We start from the raw sequence: 23,540 nt of genomic DNA, 5'->3' as shown, positions 1-23,540 counted from the left end.
AATTATTTAAGGTTCGCTTTCTAAGCGGGCCCGTTTAGATCCAAAGGACAATTTGCTGCTGATATAGCTCAGGTGGTAGAGCGCATCCTTGGTAAGGATGAGGTCCCCAGTTCGAGTCTGGGTATCAGCACCAGAAATATCGCTTCAAGCGATAAGACAGAATTTTACTTGGCAACCATAGCAATTTGGACCCACCTGATCCCATGCCGAACTCAGTAGTGAAACGAATTAGCGCCGATGGTAGTGTGGGGCTTCCCCATGTGAGAGTAGGACATTGCCAGGTTCATATTTATAACCCCAGCATAAGCTGGGGTTTTTTCGTTTTATACTCTGCTGTAACTTTAAAATAGACTCTCAGCCAGACGTCTATCGTTTCTCATTGAGTGACCAGTTGTAATCATACTCAATCTTTTTATTTTCAGTGTCGATGGTAGGACGATATTTTTTCAGGTGTGCAAAGAGCTGCTCTTTAGTGCCGAAGTCACTACTAAACCAGTCATAGATTGAAGACAGCTGTACTTCCTTGTTGCTAATTAATACTCCCTTACTGCTGTTAATAAACTCGTTTGCTGCTTTATTAAGTAATGCTTCATTATTGTCTTGGGTAAAGGCTTGGCTTTGAAGGTTTGGGCAACCAAGACTTGCACAGTTAATTGCATAGTGAGTGCGAGGGTCTTGCCAAATAGGGCGAAGGATACGATGTTCGATATCGTTGAGAGTCATTTCTTTCCCCCCAATTTGTGTAACCACTTCATCCCAAGGTCCAAAACTAAAGAAACCACCAAGTTTTGTGATAGAGCTAGTTGGGTAAGCATCGAGAATGACTTTGACCGTTAATGCATTGTAAAGGTTGACCCAGTATGAATACTGTTGAGGTCGAGTAAGTTGACGCGGGTCAGTGTTACTCAAGTAGTGGATATAGTTGCCGAGGTTGGATTTATCTTGCTGGGTGACTTGTGCATATCGAATTAGAGTATTTTCATCTTCCATTACCAAGTATTGATCGAGAAATTTTTGCCATAAGCTATGGTCAATGATAATTTCATTTTGCTCATTGCTTGCTTCCCAGTACGGCCATAATTCAGACTTTGGTGCTGAAAAAGCGCTTAATGAAAAGATTGATAGAAGTAGGGTAAGGAGTGGTTTCATAATGCAGCCTTTATAAAAGAGGTTTTTTGATACGACCGCGAACATGATAAATAAATTTCAGAAAAAAAGGTTGGCGAAGGACACCAACCTTAATTTTTCACTGTGTTATCTTAGAAAGTTGGGGATCTTATCTTCAAAAGCAGCGATCTTATCTTCATGCTGAAGTGTCAATCCAATATTATCTAGGCCATTAAGTAAGCAATGGCGACGAAATTCATCAATCTCAAAACGATATTCTTTCTCATTTGCTCTAACAACATTAGCTTGTAAATCGACTTCGACTTGAGCCCCTTCGTTATTTTCGACAAATTGAAATATTTCGTCGACTTCTTGTTCAGAGAGACGAACGGGAACCATCTGATTGTTGATTGAATTACCGTAGAAAATATCAGCAAAACTCGGGGCTATCATTGCTTTTATACCATAATCTGCAAGTGCCCAAGGAGCGTGTTCTCTTGAAGAGCCGCAACCGAAGTTTTCACGTGCCAGCAAGATAGAAGCACCTTGATAGCGAGGTGCATTCATAATAAATTCTGGATTAGGCACTTTACCTGCGTCATCGAGGAAACGCCAATCATGGAAAAGGTGTTTTCCAAACCCTAAACGAGATACTTTCTGTAAAAATTGCTTTGGAATAATCGCATCTGTATCGACATTTGCCGCGCCTAAAGGTACAACTAACCCTGTGTGTTGCTTAAAACCAGCCATGATAATAGTTCCTTAATCCAATTCACGAATATCGACAAAATGACCAGCGATTGCAGCAGCAGCAGCCATCGCCGGACTAACTAAATGAGTTCGACCATCTCTGCCTTGACGTCCCTCAAAGTTACGATTTGAGGTCGATGCGCATCGCTCATGTGGCCCTAATCGATCATTGTTCATTGCAAGGCACATTGAGCAACCAGGTAAACGCCATTCAAAGCCTGCTTGCTTGAATATTACGTCCAAGCCTTCGGCTTCTGCTTGTGCTTTGACTTGCTCTGACCCCGGAACGATAAGCGCTTGTACGTGTTTCGCGACGGTTCTTCCTTTCGCTATCAACGCGGCTGCACGCATATCTTCAATTCGAGAGTTGGTACAGGAACCAACAAAAACTTTATCGATTCTATAATCAGACAGGGATTTGCCTGCCTCCAACCCCATATAAGCAAGCGCTTTTTCAGCTGAGGATTTTTCAACAGGATCTGAAAATTGATTCGGATTGGGGATCGGTTCATCAACCGCGATAACTTGGCCTGGATTGGTTCCCCATGTTACTTGAGGTTTAATCTCTTCCGCTTTTAAGGTTACCACAGCATCAAATTGAGCATCATCATCTGTTTTTAATGAACGCCAATAGTTAATGGCTTGCTCTAAGTCTTTTCCTTGTGGCGCAAACTTACGGCCACGGATGTATTCAAATGTTGTGTCATCGGGTGCGATGAGACCAGCTTTAGCACCTAATTCAATCGCCATATTACAGACGGTCATTCGACCTTCCATTGATAGGTCGGTGATCGCTTCACCACAAAACTCAACCACGTATCCAGTACCACCAGCAGCGGTTGTTTTACCAATAATGGCGAGTACGATGTCTTTCGCGGTGATACCCGGAGCCACTTTACCTACCACTTCAATTTTCATCGTCTTTGCACGAGCCTGCTTTAAGGTTTGTGTGGCTAAGACATGCTCTACTTCAGAAGTGCCAATACCAAAGGCTAATGAGCCAAACGCACCGTGTGTTGCGGTGTGGGAGTCGCCACATACTATGGTCATTCCCGGTAGAGTGATCCCAAGTTCAGGCCCCATTACATGCACGATACCCTGATATTTATGATTGATATCATAGAGGGTAACGCCAAATTCTTTGCAGTTCTTTGACAAGGTTTCCATTTGGATCCGCGCCATTTCACCTGATGCATTGATATCTTTGGTTTGTGTTGAAACGTTGTGATCCATAGTGGCAAAGGTCTTGCTCACTTGTCTAACTTTTCTGCCTTTTTCTCTCAAACCATCAAAAGCTTGAGGAGAGGTCACCTCATGTACAAGGTGACGATCAATATAGAGAATTGGATTCTCTCCTTCAGCAGCGACGGCAACGTGGGAGTCATAAACTTTCTCGTATAGCGTTTTGCCCATGATAAACTTCCTGTGTAAAGCTGCTAACTTTCTCTAGCAGCTTGTCATTGTTATATGTGTTATGAATTAAGAATATATTGTGCGATCTTATCGCCCATTTCAGAGGTCGATAGGGCCTGACTATTGGTGGCCAAATCCTTGGTAAGTTCACCTGCTGAGAGTGCTTTGGATACGGCAAGCTCAATATCTTGTGCTGCTGCTTCTTCATTTAGGCTATAGCGTAACATTAAGGCTGCCGATAATATTTGTGCAACTGGGTTGGCGATGTTTTGTCCTGCGATATCAGGAGCGCTTCCACCAGCAGGCTCATACAACCCAAATTGACTATCATTTAATGATGCAGAAGGCAGCATACCCATAGAGCCTGTGATCATGGCACATTCGTCTGAGATGATATCGCCAAAGATATTGGAGCAAAGCATCACGTCAAATTGTGCAGGGTCTTTGATTAATTGCATGGTTGCGTTATCGATATACATATGGCTTAACTCAACATCTGGATAATCAACCGCAACCTGTTCCACAACTTCACGCCATAGAATGGAGCTTTGCAACACATTGGCTTTATCAATCGAGCACACTTTTTTGTTTCTTAGACGAGCGGATTCAAAGGCAATTTTTGCAATACGTTCTATTTCAAAACGGTGGTAGATCTCAGTATCATAGGCTTTTTCCATTGGACCACTGCCTTCGCGTCCTTTTGGCTGGCCAAAGTAGATCCCCCCAGTTAATTCACGAACGACAACAATATCGAATCCACGTTGTGAAATATCTGCTCTTAAAGGAGAAAAGTTTTCTAGACCAGCATGGATCTGGGCCGGCCTTAAATTACAAAATAACTGAAAATGTTTACGTAGCGGAAGAAGTGCGCCTCGTTCAGGTTGTTCATTTGGCGGCAAGTTTTCCCATTTAGGGCCGCCTACTGAACCAAATAAAATTGCATCGGCTTTTTCACACGCTTTGAGAGTAATTTCTGGTAACGGACAACCGTGTTTATCGATGGCAATGCCACCGATATCGTGTTCTTCTCGGGTGAATTGAATGCCATGTTTCTTCTCTATGGCATCAAGAACTTTTTGAGCTTGTGCCATAACTTCTGGACCAATACCATCTCCTGGTAAGATTGCAATTTTGTGTGATTTGTCTGTCATATAAATCCTTAGATAAAGAGTCGTATAATGTGCTGTGTTAAATCACACGATTTATACGGTTGTTATTTTTTTCTTTTTGATAGCATCAATCTTATCGGCACGATGGATGCTATTAATAACATGGAGTAAGGCTTGCCCAGATGCTTCAACAATATCTGTAGAAACGCCAGTTCCATGGTATTTGCGACCTTTATAATTAGCGATAATATCGGCTTGCCCCAAACCGTCTTCACCTTCCCCTTTCGCTGTTAAATCGAATTTATCTAAAACGATGTCATAGCCGGTTACTCGATAAATACATTGATACAGTGCATCAACAGGGCCGTTTCCCACAGCGGCTTCTGATTGTTCTGTATCGCCACATTGCAACTTGATACTTGTGGTTGCCATGACACTACCAGACTGAACACTGAGGTAATTCAATTTGTAGTGATCGTCTTCTTCGCGAAGATTAGAGAAATGCATCAAAGCTTCTAGGTCATAGTCAAAGACTTGCCCTTTACGATCAGCCAATTTCAAAAAGTCTTGGTATAACACGTCGAGATTGTATTCATCTTCTTTGTATCCCATTGTGTCCATATGACTTTTAACGGCGGCTCGACCGCTGCGACTGGTAAGGTTCAGAGCTTGGTTTTTTAACCCAATGGATTCGGGAGTCATGATTTCATAAGTATTTTTGTTCTTTAACATTCCATCTTGGTGAATACCTGATGAATGGCTGAAGGCGTTTGCCCCAACAATGGCTTTGTTGTCTTGAATCGGCATATTGCAAAGTTGACTCACCAACTTGCTGGTTCGATGAATTTCATCGTGTTTCATACCAGTCTTAACATTTAGTAGTGACTCTCTGGTTTTAATGATCATGGCAATTTCTTCCAATGAACAGTTTCCAGCTCTTTCACCAATACCATTGATGGTTCCCTCTACTTGCCTTGCCCCCGCTTGAATGGCTGCGATGGAATTAGCTACTGACATGCCTAAATCATCATGACAGTGTACTGAAATCACCGCTTTATCAATATTAGGAACTCGATCGAACAGTGTTGCTATGATCCCACCAAACTCATTTGGAACCGTATAACCAACAGTATCCGGAATATTAATGGTATTGGCCCCCGCATTAATCGCGGCCTCTACCATACGGCAAAGGTTATCAATCGGCGTTCTGCCTGCATCTTCACAGGAGAACTCGACATCATCCGTGTAACGACGAGCATGTTTAACCGCTTTCACTGCCATATCAACAACGTCGTCGTAGCTGCGGCGAAGTTTATCTTCTACATGGATGGTTGAGGTTGATATAAAGGTATGAATACGGAATTGCTCTGCGACTTTTAGTGCTTCAGCGGCAGCATCTATATCTTTTGGTACCGCGCGGGAAAGAGCGCAGATACGACTGTTTTTGATATGTCGAGCAATGGTTTGCACCGACTCAAAGTCACCAGGTGAAGAAACAGGGAAGCCTGCTTCGATAACATCCACGCCAAGTCTTTCTAACGCGTAGGCAATCTGTAACTTCTCTTTTACTGTTAGACTAGCAGACAATGCCTGCTCTCCATCACGCAACGTAGTGTCGAAAATAATGACTTGATCGTTCATGTTTACTTCCTTAGTGACCCGATGTTAAAACATCTGTTGAGTTATATACTTCCCAAAATTAGGTATAAAAAAACCCGCATCTCTGTGCGGGTCTTTGCTATTCGTTGTGGTTATTTTCTTTCCACAGCCTACCCGCGCGACTTAAACACGATAAGGAGCAGGCCCAGCAGAATAGAAAAATGCGTTATCATTGTTAACGAATCCTCAAAAAGCGTTACATAAACCACAAAATTAAGTTAATTAATTAGTATCGCACTCGAAGAACAACGTCAACCATTAAATGAAATTTTTATCTGGATATCTCTGAATAACATTATTCATCGAAATGGTGTTAAAGGTTCACCAACTTGTCACCAAAGCCGATTAATTTGATCTGACTTCAAGTGAAATGAGGAATAGATGATGCGATCTATTGAATCTCTTATCAAGCTCGATCTTGCTTTCTCGATAATGTGCTTACGACACAAATATCATCGGCCAATGGTGCGTTTGAGTCGGGCAATTTCCCATACCGGAGATGGTCATTTGTACGCAGTAGTGGGATTGCTCGCTTTTTTATTCGGTGGCGAGCAAGGTAAAACATTGTTGGTGGTCGGATTACTGGCCTTTAGCATTGAGCTTCCTGTTTATTGGCTTGCTAAAAATACGTTTAAGCGTGAGAGGCCAAGTGAAATTTCACAATTAATTGTCTCTTTTATTACCCCTCCAGATCGTTACAGCTTACCTTCAGGACACTCTGCCGCAGCCTTCCTTATGGCATTGAATATTAGTCATTTTTATCCTCAACTCACATTGTTTGCTTTTACTTGGGCGGTGTTGATAGCGTTTTCAAGAGTTGTACTGGGTGTCCACTTTTTGAGCGATGTTGTATTAGGGGCAGTGTTAGGGCTCGGCTGTACGATAGTCTCTCTTGCTATCGCCGGAGGATAGCGCGTTGAAAATACTTTATGGTGTGCAAGGAATGGGTAATGGCCATATTGCTCGCGCCAGAGCAATGTCTCAGCATTTAAAAAAAGAGAGCTTTCAAGTTGATTATCTTTTTAGCGGACGCGCTTTCTCAAAGTATTTTGATATGGAATCTTTTGGCCAGTACCAAATGAGGCGAGGTCTTTCATTTTCTACTAACAGAGGTCAAGTCAGCTATGCGAAAACTCTGTTGCATAATAATATGTTTCAATTTTACTTGGATGTAAATTGTCTTGATCTCTCTGGTTATGATCTAGTGCTGCATGACTTTGAGCCGGTTTCTGCTTGGGCTGCGAGGCGGCAGAATATTCCCTCGATAAGCCTCTGCCATCAAAATGCGTTTCGCTATAAAGTGCCGCAAAAAGAAGTGAGTTGGTTTGATAAAGTAATTCTTCGTTACTTTACTCCCGCAAATCATTATCTGGGTTTACATTGGCATCACTTTGAACAGCCTATTTTACCCCCGATAGTGCAGAAAGGCTTATTACCTAAGTGTGAAGAGCCTTTTTTTCTCGTTTATTTACCTTTTGAAAGTCTCCAAGATATAAAAGGACTCTTATCTAGATTTAGTAACCAGAGCTTTCTTTGTTATCACCCAGATATTATGAAAGCTCACTCGGTGAATAATATTCAATGGTGTCCACCTAGCTTTGATGCATTTAAAAGAGATCTTAGTTGCTGCCAGGGCGTGATTGCAAATGGGGGCTTTGAGTTGGCATCAGAAGCTCTATTGTTTGGAAAGAAATTATTACTAAAACCTCTTTCTGGGCAGTTTGAGCAAGTGAGCAATGTAGCGACACTTGAAGCTATGGGGTTGGCATCTAGTATGGAAATCTTAGATCCATCAATCGTTCGTTTGTGGCTCGATAAACCACAAAACTCTCGCATTTATTATCCAGATGTTGCCAAAGAAATCGTCAGCTGGATAAAACATGGAGATTGGGACGATAAACATTCTTTGGTTGAACGGTTATGGCAACAAGTCGATTTTCCAGTGGTTACGCATCATTCCACTCCGTCATCCATTTCATTTTTATAATATAGAAATATTGACAGGATCTTTATATTTAACAAGCCATCAATAAACCCGGCAAATAGCTGAAACTACGATTTAACATGCCAAGAAAGATCCAATTCTTTATCAATATTTATAAAAACTCTTTTTTTATTATTTTTTATGACAAATTTAACCATCTGTTATTTATAGGTATTTTAATATTCGAGGTGAAAAATTATGATAAGTTGTCAATCTTGTTGCTTATCCCAGAAGTATTCGTTGATAGTACGTGTTAATCGCAAACCATGCGTAGTGTAAATATAAATGGTGATGCGAATAGTAAGTTTTCTATTTCGAGTTCAAATGAATTGAGAACATTTATATTGATGAATTAAAGAGGCTGACCCATGATTGACAAACCAGAGTCTATGAGTGCTATATCAAGTTACCGTATGGAAAGTACACTACGTGGTGTAGATCTAAATTTACTAACTGTATTTGATGCGGTAATGCAAGAACAAAATATCACTCGCGCAGCACACAATTTGGGGATGTCCCAGCCAGCGGTAAGTAATGCGGTAGCGCGTCTTAAAGTGATGTTTAATGATGAACTATTTATGCGTCAAGGTCGTGGTATTCAGCCAACTCAGCGTGCCCGTCAGTTATTTGGCCCGATTCGTCAAGCTCTACAGTTGGTTAGAAACGAGCTTCCAAGCTCAGTATTCTCTCCTGAAACATCGACGCGCCTATTTAAGCTTGCTATTTGCAGCCCTTGCGACATCCGTTTCGCACCTAAAGTTATGTCGACCATCCATGAGTCCGCACCCAATGTTCAACTTCATTTAGATGCAGAATTTGATCGTCATTTAGCCGAGCGGATGCGTTATCAGGAAATTGACTTTGTGATTGATTATGCGCGATTTGATGAGCAGGGTTTCTCTAGTACGGAAATTTTCCAAGATGAATTGGTCGTGGTTGCTTCAAAATCTCACCCACGTATTCAAGGGCAAGTGTCGCCAGAAACGCTATTGAAAGAGCGCCATGCGAAACTTTCTAGAGTTCATGGTTTACGTAGTTTTTCTGAACAAGCATACCGTGAGCTTGACGTTCAAGCGTATTATGAAGGAACAAGCTTAAGTAATGTCCTTTACGTTGTGGGTCAGTCAGAGTTAGTCACCATTGCTCCTCGTTGGATGGTGGTTAATGCGGCAAACAAAGATCAGTTGCAAGTGATCGATTTTCCTTTTGAAAATGGAAAAATTAGCGGTTATCTGAGCTGGCATGAATCAAGTGAAAAAGATAAAGGGCACATCTGGCTGCGTGATCAACTAATGATGAGCTGTGGCGAGGTTGTTGCTTTAAGCTAACGTTAATATTTTTATAAAGACCCAACAAGCTGATGTTTGTTGGGTTTTTTTATAAACGATTTTTATAACTTTGAACCCAGTTGGTTGCCTTTTTCGACCTTAAATGTACACTTGTGCGCTATTCAAAGCTTACGGGTGTAAGCTAAAGGTAATGAAAGATGACCAACCCAGATTTTCATATTGTAAAACGAATCCGAGAACAAGTTTCTCAAGGCTCAGAACGGATTGCCTTAAAATACAAAGTGGGCGATTGTTGGAATGGTATAAGCTGGAGGCAGTTTGGCCAGAGTACGGATAAATTATCACTTGCACTCCTTGCTTTAGATGTGTTGCCTCAAGATAAAATCGGCATCTTTTCTGAGAATATGCCACAGTGGACGATTGCTGATTTTGCATCACTACAAATCAGAGCCATCACAGTACCTATCTATCCAACCAGTACAGAGCAGCAACTTGCATATATCTTAAATGATTCTGATGTGGAGATATTATTTGTTGGCGAGCAAGCTCAATTTGATGCTGCCACCTCCATATTTTCTCAATGTGATCGGCTCAGATTAATCGTAACTATGTCTGATAACATTGATACTCATCAGTACCCATATGCAACTTCTCTCCAACGGTTAATTTCAAATGCAGAGTCTAACTATCTTCCCTTGCTAGAGCAGCGACTATCAGATGCGAATTTTGACGACTTGCTGACTTTGATTTACACGTCCGGAACCACAGGGAAACCAAAAGGTGTCATGTTGGACTATGCCAATGTTGCGGCGCAGCTAGATGGTCACAATCAACGTTTAAGCTTAACTCAGGATGATGTCTCTCTGTGTTTCTTGCCTTTATCTCATGTTTTTGAAAGAGCGTGGAGCTTTTACGTTTTGTATAAAGGAGCAACCAACTGCTATTTGCAAGATACATCAGCGATAAAACAAGCGCTGGTGGAGGTTCGTCCAACGGTCATGTGTGCCGTTCCTCGTTTTTATGAAAAAATCTTTTCTGCAATTCATGAAAAGGTAGCCAAAGCCCCTTTAGTGCGCAAAATCATTTTTACCTGGGCGGTCAATATGGGGGCTAAGTTGGCACATTGCCAACAGACAGGTAAAACTCCCTCTTTGCTATTGAAAAAATCCCATCAGCTAGCAGATTCAATGGTGCTGTCTAAGTTACGCTCACTGGTGGGGGGCAATATCAATTTTATGCCCTGTGGTGGTGCAAAACTGGATGAAACCATTGGTCGTTTTTTTCACGCAATTGGTATTAACGTCAAGTTAGGTTACGGCATGACCGAGACGGTAGCGACCATTTCTTGTTGGGATGATGGGTGCTTTAATCCAGATTCAATCGGATTGCCAATGCCGGGGGCAGAAGTGAAAATCGGCCCAAATAACGAGATTTTAGTTCGCGGTCCTATGGTAATGCGTGGCTATTATAAGTTGGCCGAGGAAACGCAAAAGACGTTTGATGATGAAGGCTTTTTGAAAACAGGCGATGCCGGTTATATTGATGATAAAGGCAATGTATTTATCACCGATCGCATTAAAGAGTTAATGAAAACTTCTGGAGGGAAGTACATTGCTCCTCAGGTTATTGAAGGAGCAATAGGGAAAGACCATTTCATTGAACAAATTGCTGTGATTGCGGATACGCGAAAATTTGTTTCAGCACTTATCGTTCCTTGTTACGACGCACTTGAGGATTATGCTAAAGATCTTAACATCAAGTATCACGACAAAGTTGAATTGATAAAAAATAATCAAATCATTGAAATGCTCGAAAAGCGTGTTGAAAACTTACAAAAAGAACTGGCCAAATTCGAGCAGATTAAACGTTTTAAGTTGCTGCCGAAGGCATTTTCGATGGACAGTGGCGAACTTACACCTACGCAAAAACTGCGCCGCAAAGTTATTCATGATAAGTATCAAGATGAAATCGAGGAAATGTACCGCGATCAATCAAAGTGATGCCTAAAGTGCGTTTGCACTTTCAGAAACGAACCCGCAGCTATGGCTTGCGGGTTTTTTATTATCCAAACAATGCCATTAATATTTTTCACTATATTTTGTTTTTATTTTGGTCTTTTATTTTGCATTAGTGGGGTCAAGTAGTAATGATAGATAATTTGCGTTTGATATCTAGAGTTTTGTTAAAAATGAGAGTTAGATCGTATTAGACCAAGCAATAATAAAACGTTACATTGTGAGTGTGATTTGATTCATGGTGCCCATGAACAATGCATAGCCGAAAAAGTGGAAGTATTTCGAATTAGGCTACGAATAAGACCTAGACTATGAACATCCATCTTATCTCTATTGACCTTATAGAGTAAGAATGTGAAGGAGAAAAATATGACAGCAATGTTGTCTGGTGCAGAGATGGTCGTACAGTCTCTCATTGAGGAAAATGTCGAGCAAATCTTTGGCTATCCAGGAGGATCGGTTCTAGATATTTATGATGCTTTGCACGTAAAAACAGACCAAATTAAACACGTCCTTGTTCGTCACGAACAAGCTGCGACTCATATGGCTGATGGGTATGCACGGGCAACCGGCAAACCGGGCGTGGTGCTCGTGTGCTCTGGACCTGGTGCCACCAATACGATTACTGGTATCGCGACAGCTTATATGGACTCGATCCCTATGATTGTTATTTCGGGTAACGTTCCAAATAACATGATAGGTAATGATGCCTTTCAGGAGTGTGACATAGTCGGTGTCTCTCGACCGGTAGTGAAACACAGTTTTTTGGTTAAAAAAGCGCAAGATATCCCAGAAACTGTCAAAAAAGCCTTTTACATTGCAACAACGGGCAGGCCTGGCCCCGTGCTGATTGATTTGCCAAAAGATGTGATGAACCCGCAAGTTAAGCTACCATATGAGTACCCTCAATCACTCTCAATGCGCTCTTATAAACCAACAACGACTGGCCATAAAGGTCAAATTAAAAAGGGTTTAAAAAAGCTACTTGAGGCCAAAAAACCGGTATTGTACGTTGGGGGTGGGGCCGTTATTTCTCAGGCAGAGGCGCCTTTGTTAAAATTGGCGGAGAAACTCAATTTACCTGTAGTGAGTACCTTAATGGGGTTAGGTGCTTTTCCCGGTACTCATAGCAATGCGCTCGGTATGCTGGGTATGCATGGTGTTTATGAAGCGAATATGGCCATGCACAAGGCCGATCTAATTTTTGGTGTTGGCGTTCGCTTTGATGATAGAACCACTAATAATCTAGAAAAATACTGCCCCAATGCACAGATTATGCATATCGATATTGATCCTTCGTCTATCTCTAAAAATGTCAAAGCGGATCTCCCCATTGTTGGTTCTGCCGATAAGATACTCAACAGCATGGTGGGCTTATTAGAAGATCAAGGCAGCACCAATGACAGCGCTGCATTGGATCTGTGGTGGAAAGACATTAACCAGTGGCGTGGCAAACAGTGCCTCTCTTATGAGAAATCTCCAGAAAGCATTAAGCCTCAACAGGTGATTGAGACACTGCATCAGCTCACTGGCGGTAATGCCTATGTGGCATCCGATGTGGGGCAGCACCAAATGTTCGCCGCTCTCTATTACCCATTTAATAAACCGCGGCGCTGGATTAACTCTGGTGGCCTTGGAACCATGGGGTTTGGTTTGCCCGCAGGTATGGGGGTAAAGTTTGCCAAACCGGATGAAGAGGTGGTGATTGTGACTGGTGATGGTAGTATCCAGATGAATATCCAAGAGCTGTCAACGGCGATGCAATATGATATCCCAGTGAAGATCATTAACTTGAATAATCGTTTCTTAGGTATGGTTAAGCAGTGGCAAGATATTATTTATCAAGGAAGACACTCAAATTCCTATATGAGTTCGGTTCCCGACTTTGCCGCTATTGCTGAAGCGTACGGTCATGTGGGTATACGAATTGAATCTCCCGATGAACTGGAATCAGGACTTAAAAAAGCGTTAGATATGAAAGATAAATTGGTGTTTGTGGATATTAACGTTGATGAGACTGAGCATGTTTACCCAATGCAAATTAAGGGTGAAGGCATGGATAAGATGTGGCTGAGTAAAACGGAGAGAACGTAATATGAGACATATTATTTCGCTATTAATGGAAAACCAGCCTGGTGCACTATCACGCGTGGTGGGTTTATTTTCTCAGCGCGCCTACAATATCGAATCTTTGACCGTGTCGCCAACCGATGACGAAACGCTTTCTCGATTAAACATCACCACCATTTCTGATGATATGGAACTTGAGCAAATACAAAAGCAGCTTAATAAGCTTATTGATGTATTGAAAGTTCAAGAGATCTCGGAAGTTGAACATATTGAGCGCGAGCTTATGATGGTGAAATTAAAAGCCAGTGGTGAGTCAAGGGCAGAAGTGAAGCGCACCGCAGATATCTTCAGAGGACAGATTGTCGATGTGACAGCGAGTCAATACACAGTGCAAATGGCAGGCACCAGTGAAAAGCTTGATGCGTTTATTCAAGCGGTATCTGAGGTGACAGAAGTTATCGAAGTAGCACGAAGCGGCGTTGTTGGCATTGCTCGGGGAGAACGGGCGTTAAAAGCTTAACAATGAAACTGTTTATAGAAAAGCCACCCTAGGGTGGCTTTTTATTTTAGTGAAGGATCCTTGCGCGAATGGTACCTTCAATCGCTTTGAGCTTTCTGAGCGCCTCATCAGCCCTTTCACTCTCGATATCGATCACCACATAACCAATATCAGCACTGGTTTGCAGATATTGACCAGCGATATTAATACCGTCCTCTGCGAAGATAGTATTGATCTGAGTTAGGATACCAGGTCTGTTTTTGTGGATATGAAGCAGGCGTGAGCAATTGCGATGTTCAGGCAAAGACACTTCGGGAAAGTTAACACTGGATACTGTTGAACCATTGTCAGAATACTTCGCGAGTTTACCTGCTACCTCAACACCAATATTTTCCTGTGCTTCTTGGGTAGAGCCGCCGACATGTGGGGTAAGAATAACATTATCAAACTGCTGCAATGGGGACTCAAAAGGGTCTTGGTTAGTTTTAGGCTCAACGGGAAATACATCGATGGCAGCGCCAGAAATGTGGCCCGACTCCAGATTATGACACAGCGCTTCAATGTCTACGACAGTGCCTCTAGCGGCATTGATGAAAATAGAACCAGCTTTCATTTGTGCAAATTGTTCTTTCCCCATCATATTTTTGGTTTCTTCGGTTTCAGGAAGATGGACAGAAATCACATCGCTTTGGCTTAAAAGTGTTTCAAGTGATCGGGTTTGGGTGGCATTACCCAGTGGTAGTTTATTTTCAATATCATAAAAGTAGACACGCATACCCAGATTTTCGGCAATGATCCCAAGCTGAGTACCTATGTGACCATAACCGATGATCCCCAGACGCTTACCACGGGCTTCGTAGGAGTTTTCGGCGCTTTTTTGCCACACTCCACGATGCGCGAGTGCATTTTTTTCAGGTATTCCTCTTAATAGCAGCAGTGCCTGACCTAATACGAGCTCAGCCACACTTCGAGTGTTGGAAAAGGGGGCATTAAAAACAGGGATCCCTTTTTCAGCGGCAGCGGGTAGGTCAACCTGATTGGTTCCAATGCAAAAACAACCAATGGCAACTAACTTTTCGGCTGCATCAATTACTGACTTTGAAAGTTGGGTACGTGAGCGAATACCAATAAAGTGGGCATCCTTTACTGCTTCAAGGAGCGCTTGATCAGATAGCGAACCTTTGTGGTATTCAATATTGCTATAGCCTGCCGCTTCAAGGACTTCTAATGACGATGCGTGTAACCCCTCTAGTAAGAGAATTTTAATTTTGTCTTTTTCCAGTGAGACCTTAGTCATTATCTTCTTCCTTAAAGTATGGGAAAGGGGGCTTACATCTTAGTTTGCTTCAGTTTTCCATTATTGGTTCAATACTCAAAGCAAACGATTTCATGTGTCGAATACAGATAGTAACTTATCAAAAAAATGAGAGCTTGGGTAAGAAAATTAAGCAATAAGGAATAACCTTATCTATGAGAGGTAAAACAGCATCGTTTGATGCTGTTTTATGATTGAAATGAGTATAACAATTATTCTTCGATTCTTGCGCCTTCTGGCGTGCCAGTGATGATGACATCAGCGCCACGGTGAGCAAATAGACCGACAGTCACGACTCCTGATATGGCATTAATGCGTTCTTCAAGGGCTTTAGGGTCGGTAATTTTCAAACCATAAATATCTAAAATGACGTTACCGTTATCCGTAATGACGCCCTCTCGATAAGCAGGGTCGCCGCCCAATTTAACGATTTCTCTTGCAACATAAGAGCGGGCCATGGGAATAACTTCAACGGGTAAAGGAAAGTCGCCCAATACATCAACGGCTTTAGTATCATCAACAATGCAAATGAATTTTTCAGAAATTGCAGCAACGATTTTTTCACGAGTGAGCGCAGCACCTCCGCCTTTGATCATATGACGTTGAGGGTTTATCTCATCGGCGCCATCAACGTAGATATCGAGCTTGATGACGTCATTACATTCAAAGACCTCTATACCAAAAGATTTAAGCTTTTCCGTTGACGCTACTGAACTCGACACTGCTCCTTTTATGTCATCTTTGATGGTTTCAAGTGCATCGATGAAATGATTAACGGTTGAACCTGTCCCTACGCCAACAATACTGCCTTTTTCCACATATTTGAGGGCTGCCCAGCCAGCGGCTTTTTTCATATCATCTTGGTTCATGCTCATCTCCTAAAGCTATATAAAATCGTTTGCGGCGCGATTATAGCTCTAATGTCAGAAGAGTTGAAGTGATGGCTATCGAAACTGATCCTTGTCGCTTTTTACCAGCTCCAAATACGATCGGGGGTAATGATTTTAGGTAGAGGAACATCCCACTTTTCTGTCGGCAGCTTATCAACATATTGACATGAATGGGCGAGACCGATTGGCTTAGGGTTTGCTTTTTTCTCAAACCAAGGTGCTAAGGCTCTATCATAGTAGCCCCCTCCCATTCCGAGCCGATTACCCATACGGTCAAAAGCCACCAATGGCGTGCAAACCATATCGAGTTGAGTCAGGGGAGTGATCAATCTTTTGTCTAATACAGGTTCAGGAATACCGTAGGTATTTTCCTGCATTGGGGTGTTGGGAAGATAATGCAAAAAGAGTAAGTGTCCCGAAGAGAAAGGATGAAGTACGGGTAAATAGACATTTATCTCTCTAGCCCAAAGCTCGGAAATAATTGCCGTGGTGTTAATTTCCCCATCATTAGATAGATAGATAGCAATGTGTTTGGCATCAAGAACTTCTGGTAGAGAGAAAAATTGCTCACAGAGCGCTAATTCTGCTTTTTTTTGTTCGTTTGGTAAGAGGAGGTTACGTTTTTGGCGAATTACATTTCTAAACTCTTGACGGGATTGGGCCATTATTACTGTCCTAAGAAATATTATCGCTAGGGTACCCCGGAGTGCCGTTTGGAGAAATGGACCCTTGAACCAGCTGGTTCAAGGCGGATCGGCAGAGTTAACCGTAGGCTTCTCGATACGTGCCGAGCTTGCTCAATAGTTACCAAGTACCAACCCTTAAGTATTGCTTATCGGCTCAGGGACTTAATCCCCTTACGAACACTCCAGGGTAAATTTTTCTCGTATGTATCAGCTAGGCCTTATCGGTTCCAATACATTTATCTAGTGATAGAACTAGTTTTTCTATACGTTGGCAAAGCTCATTATCTGCTATTTTAGAGTTGATGTCTCGCGTTTCTAGTTCATGGCAAAAATTCAGAGCAACAAAGGTCAATAATTGAACTTCGTTGGTGATTTTAGTTTTGCTCATCATGTCTTTTAGGCGTTCATCGAGACACTCTGCTGCTTTTATCAAAGACTCTTCTTGTCCTTCGGGGCAGTTTACGCGAGTCAGTTTGCCTAAAATTTCGACTTCTACCGCTTGATTACTCATATCAACTCTATATCAGTTACTTGGGGTGATGAAGCAAATAATCACCGAAGCTGAAACTATAGAAAAAGCATTATTAAGATTCAAGCTTTTAAATGACCACAAACGCAAATCAGCGCGTAAATACACAGTAAATGGGCGATTTGTGTAAAAGCTACTCACTATTATACAATCCTTCGTTTTCGCCTGCATCGCTAAGTGGTACGATTACAGATATATTTTAGAGATTTGGATCAAATCGATGAGTAAAAAACAGCTACCTGAATACCTCAACTTCGCAAGTGAACTCCAGTCCGCGGGGCTTGCTGTAAATCCGAGTGAACTTCATGGACTGCTTACTGGAATGTTGAGCGGCGGGATGAACTTTTCTGATAAAAGTTGGCAACCATTGGTATTTGACTACGTGAGTGAGGGAATGGCTTGGCCGTCTAACGTTTTGTCTATCACTCAGGTGGTGCTCGATAAAACATCGGATGATCTTACTCAAACCACTCTAGAGTTAGCCTTGTTTCTACCTGATGAAGAGGCTGGCGCTACTCTTTTTGATGTGGCTGATGGTTTGGCTGATTGGGTTAACCACTTTATTTCTGGTTTAGGTCTCATAGGTGCATCATTAACAAAAGCGTCGAAAGACACCAAAGAAGCTTTGGCTGATTTGGAAGAAATTGCCAAGCTCGGTATCGATGAAGATGATGATATGCAGGAGCAAGGAGATTTACTAGAGCAGGTTATTGAGCATGCGAAAGCATGTGTCCTTATTATACATGCTGAGTTTGGTCAAAAAATAATGCCCTCTCCGCCTAGCCCAACGATCCATTAGAAAGGTCATTGATGAAGCAGTTCGATGTAATTATTGCTGGCGGGGGAATGACGGGAATGACGTTAGCCCTCGCTATTAACGCATTTAGTCAAAAAAGCCTATCTATTGCCATTGTTGAACCTTTCTCTAATACGCAAGACACTCACCCCGGTTTTGATGCGCGTTGTATTGCCTTAGCACAAGGGACTGTTGAAACCTTGGACAGGATGGGCTTGTGGTCTTTGATTGAAAAGCTTGCCACGCCAATACACCGAATCCACGTCTCAGATCGTGGACATTTGGGCATGACGGATATCACGGGTGAAGAAGTTAACTACAATACGCTTGGCTTTGTGGTTGAATTATCTGACATAGGGAAACTCTACCGCCATCAGGTAGAGCTTACAAGTAACATTCAGGTCTACCATCATGCGGTCTCTCATATAGAGCGAACCCTCGAAAATGTCACCGTGCAAATGGGTGATGAACATCATATTCAAGGTAAATTATTTGTTGCTGCCGACGGTACTCGGTCGGACTCTTGTCGTCAGATAGGGATTGATTGTCATCAGCATGACTTTGGGCAAACGGCAGTCATTGCTAATGTGAAAACTCAAAAAAAATCACCAAGGCCAAGCGTTTGAACGTTTTACTCATTCAGGGCCATTAGCGTTACTACCCATGAGCGAGGGTAGGATGTCATTGGCTTGGTGTCTCAGTAAAGAGGGCGCAGATGAGATCCTTAAACTCGATGATGCAGACTTTCTGTGTAAGTTGCAGCAAACCTTTGGGTGGCGCCTAGGGAAAATTTTTCATACGGGAAAACGCTCAAGTTATCCGCTAAAACTGGCTTATCGCGATGAAAATACCTCTCACCGTTTTGCTATGATAGGCAATGCAGCACAAACGCTGCATCCGATAGCTGGACAAGGCTTCAATCTGGGTATTCGTGATGTCGTAACCTTAGCTGAGCAAATCGCTATTCATCCTGAGGATCCAGGGTGTTATTCCGCTTTGAAAGAGTTCAGCCTAGCAAGAGCTAAAGATCGAAATGCGACCATAGCGATGACTTCTGGTCTAGTTCAGATCTTTTCTAATGATTATTTATCACTACGCATCGGTCGTAACCTAGGTCTTTTAAGTTTAGACCGTTTGCCTGTACTCAAGAAACCACTCATTCGGCGTTCACTTGGTTTGATTGCTCGATAAGATAAAAGGATAAGATGGAAATGATGCATAGTGTCGATATTGCGATTGTCGGTGGTGGCATGGTTGGCTTAGCACTGGCGGCGACATTCAAAGATACTGAGTTGCGCATTGCGGTTATTGAAAATCGCCTACCTGAAGAGCAGATAAGCGAGCAACATGATTCTAGAGTTTCAGCTCTCAATAGGGCGACTGAGAACTTGCTCACCCACTTAGGTGTTTGGCCTGATATTATGAGGAGTCGCTCGAATAGTTATACAGCTATGGAGGTGTGGGAGCAGGATAGTTTTGCTCGTATTGAATTTTCTGCAGAAAACTTTGCTCAACCCAACCTTGGGTACATAGTCGAAAACCAAGTTATCCAGCGAGCATTGTATGAGCAAGTAAAGCGGCAGAGTAATGTCACTTTTTTTGCGCCGACACAATGCGCTTCTATGGCGATTGGAGAGAGTGAAGCCTGGTTGAGTCTTGAGTGTGGGCAAGCGCTGACGGCTAAGCTTGTGGTTGGAGCCGATGGCGCAAACTCATGGGTTCGAAAACAACAGGATATTCCTCTGACACACTGGGATTATGGACATAATGCCATTGTTGCCAATATTAAAACATTGGAAGCGCATAATAGTCACGCACGCCAAATCTTTACTCCAAACGGACCACTTGCTTTTCTGCCTCTAGATCAACCCCATTTGAGTTCTATTGTCTGGTCTACATCGCCAGAGCACGCAGAACGTTTGATGAGCATGTCTCAGGCTGAATTTAATAAATCTATTACGGCAGAATTTGATAATCGCCTGGGTTTGTGTGAGGTTGTGAGTGAACGTCATGCTTTTCCTCTAAAAATGCGTTATGCGCGTGATTTTATATCTGAGCGTGTTGCCTTAGTAGGAGATGCCGCTCACACGATCCATCCCCTTGCTGGTCAAGGTGTGAACTTAGGCTTTATGGATGCGGCCTGTTTACACCAGCAAATACTATCTGTGTGGAAACAAGGTAAAGATATTGGTGCTTTGCGTCATCTAAGAAAATATGAACGTTGGAGAAAAGCAGAGGCAACGAAAATGATTGCCGCTATGCAAGGATTTAAACAATTATTCGATGGAAAAAGTCCACCTAAAAAGTTGTTAAGAGGAGTGGGAATAGCCATTACAAATCAGATTCCTCTATTAAAAGAAGAGATCATGAAGCAGGCTTTGGGGCTGAAAGGCGATCTACCTGAACTCGCTTGTGGGAATATTAACTAATCTCCCACTCACGAATATAATGGGGTTGGGGAGCCAACCCTATATATGTGCACAACGTAGCTTCATGACTTCCTGATTAATCTCTTTTACTGCCCGAAAATGCTTTCGTTCAGCTTTCTCTGGCAATATGAGCTTTCCGTTGTCAAACTCAAATCTACCGATACCGTAAATATATATTCTTCCTTTAAACAAGCGACTAATATGTTTAGCAATCATACTGGGTGTATAGCGCTTAAACAGTCTCATACATTCGTCCTTATTCTAGTAAGTGTCACAAAGTGTAATATATTTTCATTTTCAGTATTGTGATGCTAATGCCGAATTCTTCAGCTCATTATATATTTGCGCTTTATTTTCTTAAGTGTTAATTAAAAATTCTTAATAAGTGACTCTCGTCAGATTTTTATAAAATAAGCATCAAATTAATAAAAACCAAGCCATATTTAGCCTCAGGTTTATTACAAAAATAAGAATAGTCTGTGAAAGAAAAACAATTGCTAAAATAGTGTAAATTTTGATTAAAAAAGCCCGCTAGATTACGGGCGAAAAGTCACAGATGCATTACTCGAGGAAATCAATATTTTTTGTTAAACACCAAATTGAGACGCCAACAAATAGTAGGGTAACGTCCCTGAAAAATCAGTGTGATCCCAATAGATAAAGATCGCCTCTACGTCAAAGCATAATACAGAGTTGTGATGATTACAAATTCATTTATTTTGATTTTTTATTCTGTTTCCGTATTGTCTCGACAGATATCTCCCATTATGGGTTTACAAAGTTCAGCCAGAGCTTCCGATCTCAAAGCAAGTCCTGCCATTTTAGAGCCACTGCTTATGGTCACTTCTTTTTCATCGAAGATCTGATTGTCGAAAACGACAGCAATGGATTCATTGAGCATGAGAGGGACGACAGTACCGATCTCGTAGCCAGTAATACTGATAACCTCTTGTGGGGATACGCAGGTCATTCGGCGCCAACCAAGTAAATTGCGTACTTTCTTGGGATCGATGGACATATTGCCCGGCGCGCACGCGATTGCAAAGCGATTGCTCATGTCTCTGAGAACAATGGACTTGACCATTTGGGCAGTCCTGATCCCTCTTTGTTCAGCAGCATCCTCAATTGTCGTCGCTGGTCTACTATGAGGAAGCACTCTGAATTGAACAGAGAGAGATTCAAGGTATTGAGTAACGTGGGTTGAAATAGGCTCAGTCATTTTCTTCCAACGAGTAGGGCAATGGTGAGAAGTTTAATACACTGGTAGGGATATCTTTTACACGAAAATGAGTATCCTGTTCGAGGTTATTGGGTAAAACAACAAGGGCAAGCAGCTTATTATCGTTAAACCGATAATGGGCTATGATCTTTCCAGCTCCTCTCCAGTTTTCACCCACCGCTCGTTCTAATTCGGCATTGGCATCAAGTTCTTGGTGACATTCACCGTGTAGCAAGGCGAGTGAACGCTTGTTCGTACCTCGATATTTTGCTCGAGCAACGGTTTCTTGTCCTGTGTAGCACCCCTTGGTGAAGCTTATTCCATCCAGTGCATGTAAATTCAAAGCCTGAGGGATATGCTCTAATTGTTGTTCCCGAGTGAGCAGTGGAGAGGCTGATTTTATCTCGAGTAAGGTCCAAAGCTCTTCAGAGACTTTGGTTGCCTCGGTTGTGTTGAGTGTATCCATTGCTGCAGCTTGAGTGAGTAGCAGAAGCCAGCGTTGGTTATCAACTCTTACTGCTGTCCCCTGTCCTATGGAACGAACATCGCCTCTTTCAGTGGTGATTGAATCGACAAAGTCAGTCGATAGAGAGCCCATTAGGCCAAGAGCGATATCATCGGATTGTTCAAGTTCTACTTTAGAAAAGATGGCGTATTTTTTAAGTTCGGAAAGTTCTATTTCAATCAGTTCTTTGGGTTGAAACATGGTCAAGTTTGAATGATGGTAAAATAGTCGAAAAGCACTCCAAACTTTTCCTTTCGCATCGCAATGAGCGCCAAATGTGAAATTCGACTGTTCTAAGCTCACCACATCACAGGTGACTTGTCCTTGTAAGTACGCTTTGCTCTGTTCGCCAGACAAAGTAATTGCACCCCATGAGTCTAGGGCCGTGATAGCTAAATCAGGAATTGAATCATTTGATGAGAGATCAAGTCGTGGAAACTCGTTGTGCCATTTCATGCAAATTACCTCAGCAGTTTAAATTCGTAACATGTTATCCCTGAATGCTGCGTAGAAACAAGTATTAGCATCTGTTAACTCCGAGTGTTTTTTGCCGTATTGGGTGGGTTGTGTGATTAGAATGCTGGTTGTTCGCGTATTAGCTTGATAAACTCAAAAAAACAACTCTATTTGGTGGAGAAGAGTAATGTACACCACGGAAGAAAAAGCGCGTATTAAATGGGCATGCCGAAGAGGTATGCTTGAGCTAGATGTGGTAATAATGCCTTTTTTTGAAGAATGTTTTGAAGGTTTATCGGATGATGAGCAGCAGGACTTTGTAGCACTTCTTGAATGTGATGATCCAGATTTGTTTACTTGGATTATGGGACACGGTAGAAGTGAAAACCTCAAACATGCATCTATGATCGATAAAGTTGTCGCTCACAACCTCAGTAAAGTACGTTAGGTTCGTACTCTCTTCCTCCCGTTATGCCATTATCGCAGACTTTATCATTGTTTTCGGTGTCATGATGGGAGTGCTTTTATCGAACATACCTTTAGTAGCAAGCTTAGTTCTTTTGTCTCTATGTGTGGTTCAGCTCATCGGTTCTGAAATACTTATCAAGCCCTTGCATGGCGGCGTCATTTTTGGTGCTGAGCAAGAGCTTTACACCGAGAACAAAAAATACAAGGTCAAAAAAATCTTTTTTTCAGCTCGCAGTATCGCTCTGATCATTGTTTGTGATGGGGACAAACTCATTCTTTGGAGGGATAGCATAACGGAGCGTGACTACAGACGATTGATATGTTTTTTGAGAGGGAGCTACGACTAACTCCC

22 protein-coding genes, 1 tRNA gene, 1 rRNA gene, 1 other RNA gene and 1 pseudogene are annotated in these 23,540 nt (G+C 42.2%); 13 read left to right on the top strand and 13 right to left on the bottom strand.

Features of this window, described 5'->3' with window-relative positions; translation table 11 throughout:
* Positions 1 to 57: 57 nt before the first annotated feature.
* A tRNA-Thr gene (locus RH40_RS02865) sits at positions 58 to 133 on the top strand.
* A 34-nt stretch (positions 134 to 167) separates the two neighbouring features.
* Positions 168 to 283: ribosomal RNA gene (rrf, locus tag RH40_RS02860) — 5S ribosomal RNA — on the top strand.
* Between the two features lie 83 nt (positions 284 to 366).
* Here rrf and RH40_RS02855 read toward each other — a convergent pair.
* The 5 genes from RH40_RS02855 to leuA all read right to left on the bottom strand — a co-directional run bounded on the left by RH40_RS02855 (position 367) and on the right by leuA (position 6,020).
* Positions 367 to 1,149: a DUF547 domain-containing protein gene (locus RH40_RS02855; RefSeq protein WP_009599809.1), complete on the bottom strand. Its 783-nt coding sequence runs from the start codon at positions 1,147 to 1,149 to the stop codon at positions 367 to 369.
* 105 nt (positions 1,150 to 1,254) lie between these two features.
* Positions 1,255 to 1,857 (bottom strand): 3-isopropylmalate dehydratase small subunit, encoded by a 603-nt coding sequence (leuD, locus tag RH40_RS02850; RefSeq protein WP_009599808.1) that lies wholly within the window; start codon positions 1,855 to 1,857, stop codon positions 1,255 to 1,257.
* A gap of 12 nt (positions 1,858 to 1,869) precedes the next feature.
* On the bottom strand, positions 1,870 to 3,270 hold the full coding sequence (gene leuC / locus RH40_RS02845) for a 3-isopropylmalate dehydratase large subunit (protein WP_009599807.1): 1,401 nt from the start codon (positions 3,268 to 3,270) through the stop codon (positions 1,870 to 1,872).
* Positions 3,271 to 3,329: 59 nt separating this feature from the next.
* Positions 3,330 to 4,421, bottom strand: a complete 1,092-nt coding sequence (gene leuB, locus RH40_RS02840) for a 3-isopropylmalate dehydrogenase (RefSeq protein ID WP_009599806.1) — start codon at positions 4,419 to 4,421, stop codon at positions 3,330 to 3,332.
* A 51-nt stretch (positions 4,422 to 4,472) separates the two neighbouring features.
* Positions 4,473 to 6,020, bottom strand: coding sequence for a 2-isopropylmalate synthase (gene leuA, locus RH40_RS02835; RefSeq protein ID WP_009599805.1), 1,548 nt, complete (start codon positions 6,018 to 6,020; stop codon positions 4,473 to 4,475).
* 402 nt (positions 6,021 to 6,422) lie between these two features.
* On the opposite strand from leuA, the gene RH40_RS02830 reads away from it, so the two are divergent.
* The 6 genes from RH40_RS02830 to ilvN all read left to right on the top strand — a co-directional run bounded on the left by RH40_RS02830 (position 6,423) and on the right by ilvN (position 13,916).
* Positions 6,423 to 6,950 carry a phosphatase PAP2 family protein gene (locus RH40_RS02830; protein ID WP_009599804.1) on the top strand — a complete coding sequence of 176 codons (528 nt, stop codon included), beginning with the start codon at positions 6,423 to 6,425 and terminating at the stop codon, positions 6,948 to 6,950.
* A 4-nt stretch (positions 6,951 to 6,954) separates the two neighbouring features.
* Positions 6,955 to 8,025, top strand: a complete 1,071-nt coding sequence (locus tag RH40_RS02825; RefSeq protein ID WP_039954088.1) for an MJ1255/VC2487 family glycosyltransferase — start codon at positions 6,955 to 6,957, stop codon at positions 8,023 to 8,025.
* 365 nt (positions 8,026 to 8,390) lie between these two features.
* Entirely contained in the window at positions 8,391 to 9,350 is a 960-nt protein-coding gene (gene leuO / locus RH40_RS02820) for a transcriptional regulator LeuO (RefSeq protein WP_009599802.1), read from the top strand.
* Positions 9,351 to 9,508: 158 nt separating this feature from the next.
* Complete coding sequence (locus RH40_RS02815) at positions 9,509 to 11,311, top strand: AMP-dependent synthetase/ligase (protein ID WP_009599801.1); 1,803 nt, start codon at positions 9,509 to 9,511, stop codon at positions 11,309 to 11,311.
* Positions 11,312 to 11,695: 384 nt separating this feature from the next.
* A complete protein-coding gene (locus tag RH40_RS02810) occupies positions 11,696 to 13,420 on the top strand; it encodes an acetolactate synthase 3 large subunit (protein WP_009599800.1) in 1,725 nt (574 codons plus the stop codon).
* A gap of 1 nt (position 13,421) precedes the next feature.
* Positions 13,422 to 13,916, top strand: a complete 495-nt coding sequence (gene ilvN / locus RH40_RS02805) for an acetolactate synthase small subunit (protein ID WP_009599799.1) — start codon at positions 13,422 to 13,424, stop codon at positions 13,914 to 13,916.
* A gap of 46 nt (positions 13,917 to 13,962) precedes the next feature.
* Here ilvN and serA read toward each other — a convergent pair whose 3' ends face one another.
* From serA to zapA, 5 genes are all read right to left on the bottom strand, one after another.
* Positions 13,963 to 15,192, bottom strand: a complete 1,230-nt coding sequence (gene serA / locus RH40_RS02800) for a phosphoglycerate dehydrogenase (RefSeq protein WP_009599798.1) — start codon at positions 15,190 to 15,192, stop codon at positions 13,963 to 13,965.
* Between the two features lie 230 nt (positions 15,193 to 15,422).
* Positions 15,423 to 16,079, bottom strand: coding sequence for a ribose-5-phosphate isomerase RpiA (gene rpiA, locus RH40_RS02795; protein ID WP_009599797.1), 657 nt, complete (start codon positions 16,077 to 16,079; stop codon positions 15,423 to 15,425).
* A 101-nt stretch (positions 16,080 to 16,180) separates the two neighbouring features.
* On the bottom strand, positions 16,181 to 16,765 hold the full coding sequence (locus RH40_RS02790; protein ID WP_009599796.1) for a 5-formyltetrahydrofolate cyclo-ligase: 585 nt from the start codon (positions 16,763 to 16,765) through the stop codon (positions 16,181 to 16,183).
* Positions 16,766 to 16,794: 29 nt separating this feature from the next.
* Positions 16,795 to 16,978: non-coding RNA, 6S RNA (gene ssrS, locus RH40_RS20215), on the bottom strand.
* Positions 16,979 to 16,997: 19 nt separating this feature from the next.
* Positions 16,998 to 17,297: a cell division protein ZapA gene (gene zapA / locus RH40_RS02785; protein ID WP_009599795.1), complete on the bottom strand. Its 300-nt coding sequence runs from the start codon at positions 17,295 to 17,297 to the stop codon at positions 16,998 to 17,000.
* Positions 17,298 to 17,535: 238 nt separating this feature from the next.
* On the opposite strand from zapA, the gene RH40_RS02780 reads away from it, so the two are divergent.
* From RH40_RS02780 to RH40_RS02770, 3 genes and pseudogenes are all read left to right on the top strand, one after another.
* Positions 17,536 to 18,114, top strand: coding sequence for a YecA/YgfB family protein (locus RH40_RS02780; RefSeq protein ID WP_009599794.1), 579 nt, complete (start codon positions 17,536 to 17,538; stop codon positions 18,112 to 18,114).
* Between the two features lie 11 nt (positions 18,115 to 18,125).
* Positions 18,126 to 19,302 (top strand): annotated as a pseudogene (gene ubiH / locus RH40_RS20585) (2-octaprenyl-6-methoxyphenyl hydroxylase).
* Between the two features lie 20 nt (positions 19,303 to 19,322).
* Entirely contained in the window at positions 19,323 to 20,540 is a 1,218-nt protein-coding gene (locus RH40_RS02770; protein WP_039954086.1) for an FAD-dependent 2-octaprenylphenol hydroxylase, read from the top strand.
* A 39-nt stretch (positions 20,541 to 20,579) separates the two neighbouring features.
* On the opposite strand, the gene RH40_RS02765 is transcribed toward RH40_RS02770, so the two are convergent.
* The 3 genes from RH40_RS02765 to ygfZ all read right to left on the bottom strand — a co-directional run bounded on the left by RH40_RS02765 (position 20,580) and on the right by ygfZ (position 22,720).
* Positions 20,580 to 20,786 carry a DUF1107 domain-containing protein gene (locus RH40_RS02765; protein WP_009599790.1) on the bottom strand — a complete coding sequence of 69 codons (207 nt, stop codon included), beginning with the start codon at positions 20,784 to 20,786 and terminating at the stop codon, positions 20,580 to 20,582.
* A 481-nt stretch (positions 20,787 to 21,267) separates the two neighbouring features.
* On the bottom strand, positions 21,268 to 21,759 hold the full coding sequence (locus tag RH40_RS02760) for an aminoacyl-tRNA deacylase (RefSeq protein ID WP_009599789.1): 492 nt from the start codon (positions 21,757 to 21,759) through the stop codon (positions 21,268 to 21,270).
* Positions 21,752 to 22,720 (bottom strand): tRNA-modifying protein YgfZ, encoded by a 969-nt coding sequence (gene ygfZ / locus RH40_RS02755; protein ID WP_009599788.1) that lies wholly within the window; start codon positions 22,718 to 22,720, stop codon positions 21,752 to 21,754. The genes RH40_RS02760 and ygfZ overlap by 8 nt, the downstream gene beginning before the upstream one ends.
* A 187-nt stretch (positions 22,721 to 22,907) precedes the next feature.
* On the opposite strand from ygfZ, the gene RH40_RS02750 reads away from it, so the two are divergent.
* Positions 22,908 to 23,168: an FAD assembly factor SdhE gene (locus RH40_RS02750; protein ID WP_009599787.1), complete on the top strand. Its 261-nt coding sequence runs from the start codon at positions 22,908 to 22,910 to the stop codon at positions 23,166 to 23,168.
* Positions 23,137 to 23,535 carry a protein YgfX gene (locus tag RH40_RS02745; protein WP_158091815.1) on the top strand — a complete coding sequence of 133 codons (399 nt, stop codon included), beginning with the start codon at positions 23,137 to 23,139 and terminating at the stop codon, positions 23,533 to 23,535. The genes RH40_RS02750 and RH40_RS02745 overlap by 32 nt, the downstream gene beginning before the upstream one ends.
* The last annotated feature ends 5 nt before the right edge of the window (positions 23,536 to 23,540 follow it).

Source organism: Vibrio caribbeanicus ATCC BAA-2122 (assembly GCF_000165125.1).
GTDB classification, from domain to species: Bacteria; Pseudomonadota; Gammaproteobacteria; order Enterobacterales; family Vibrionaceae; genus Vibrio; species Vibrio caribbeanicus.
This window is presented reverse-complemented; position numbering and strand designations above follow the sequence as displayed.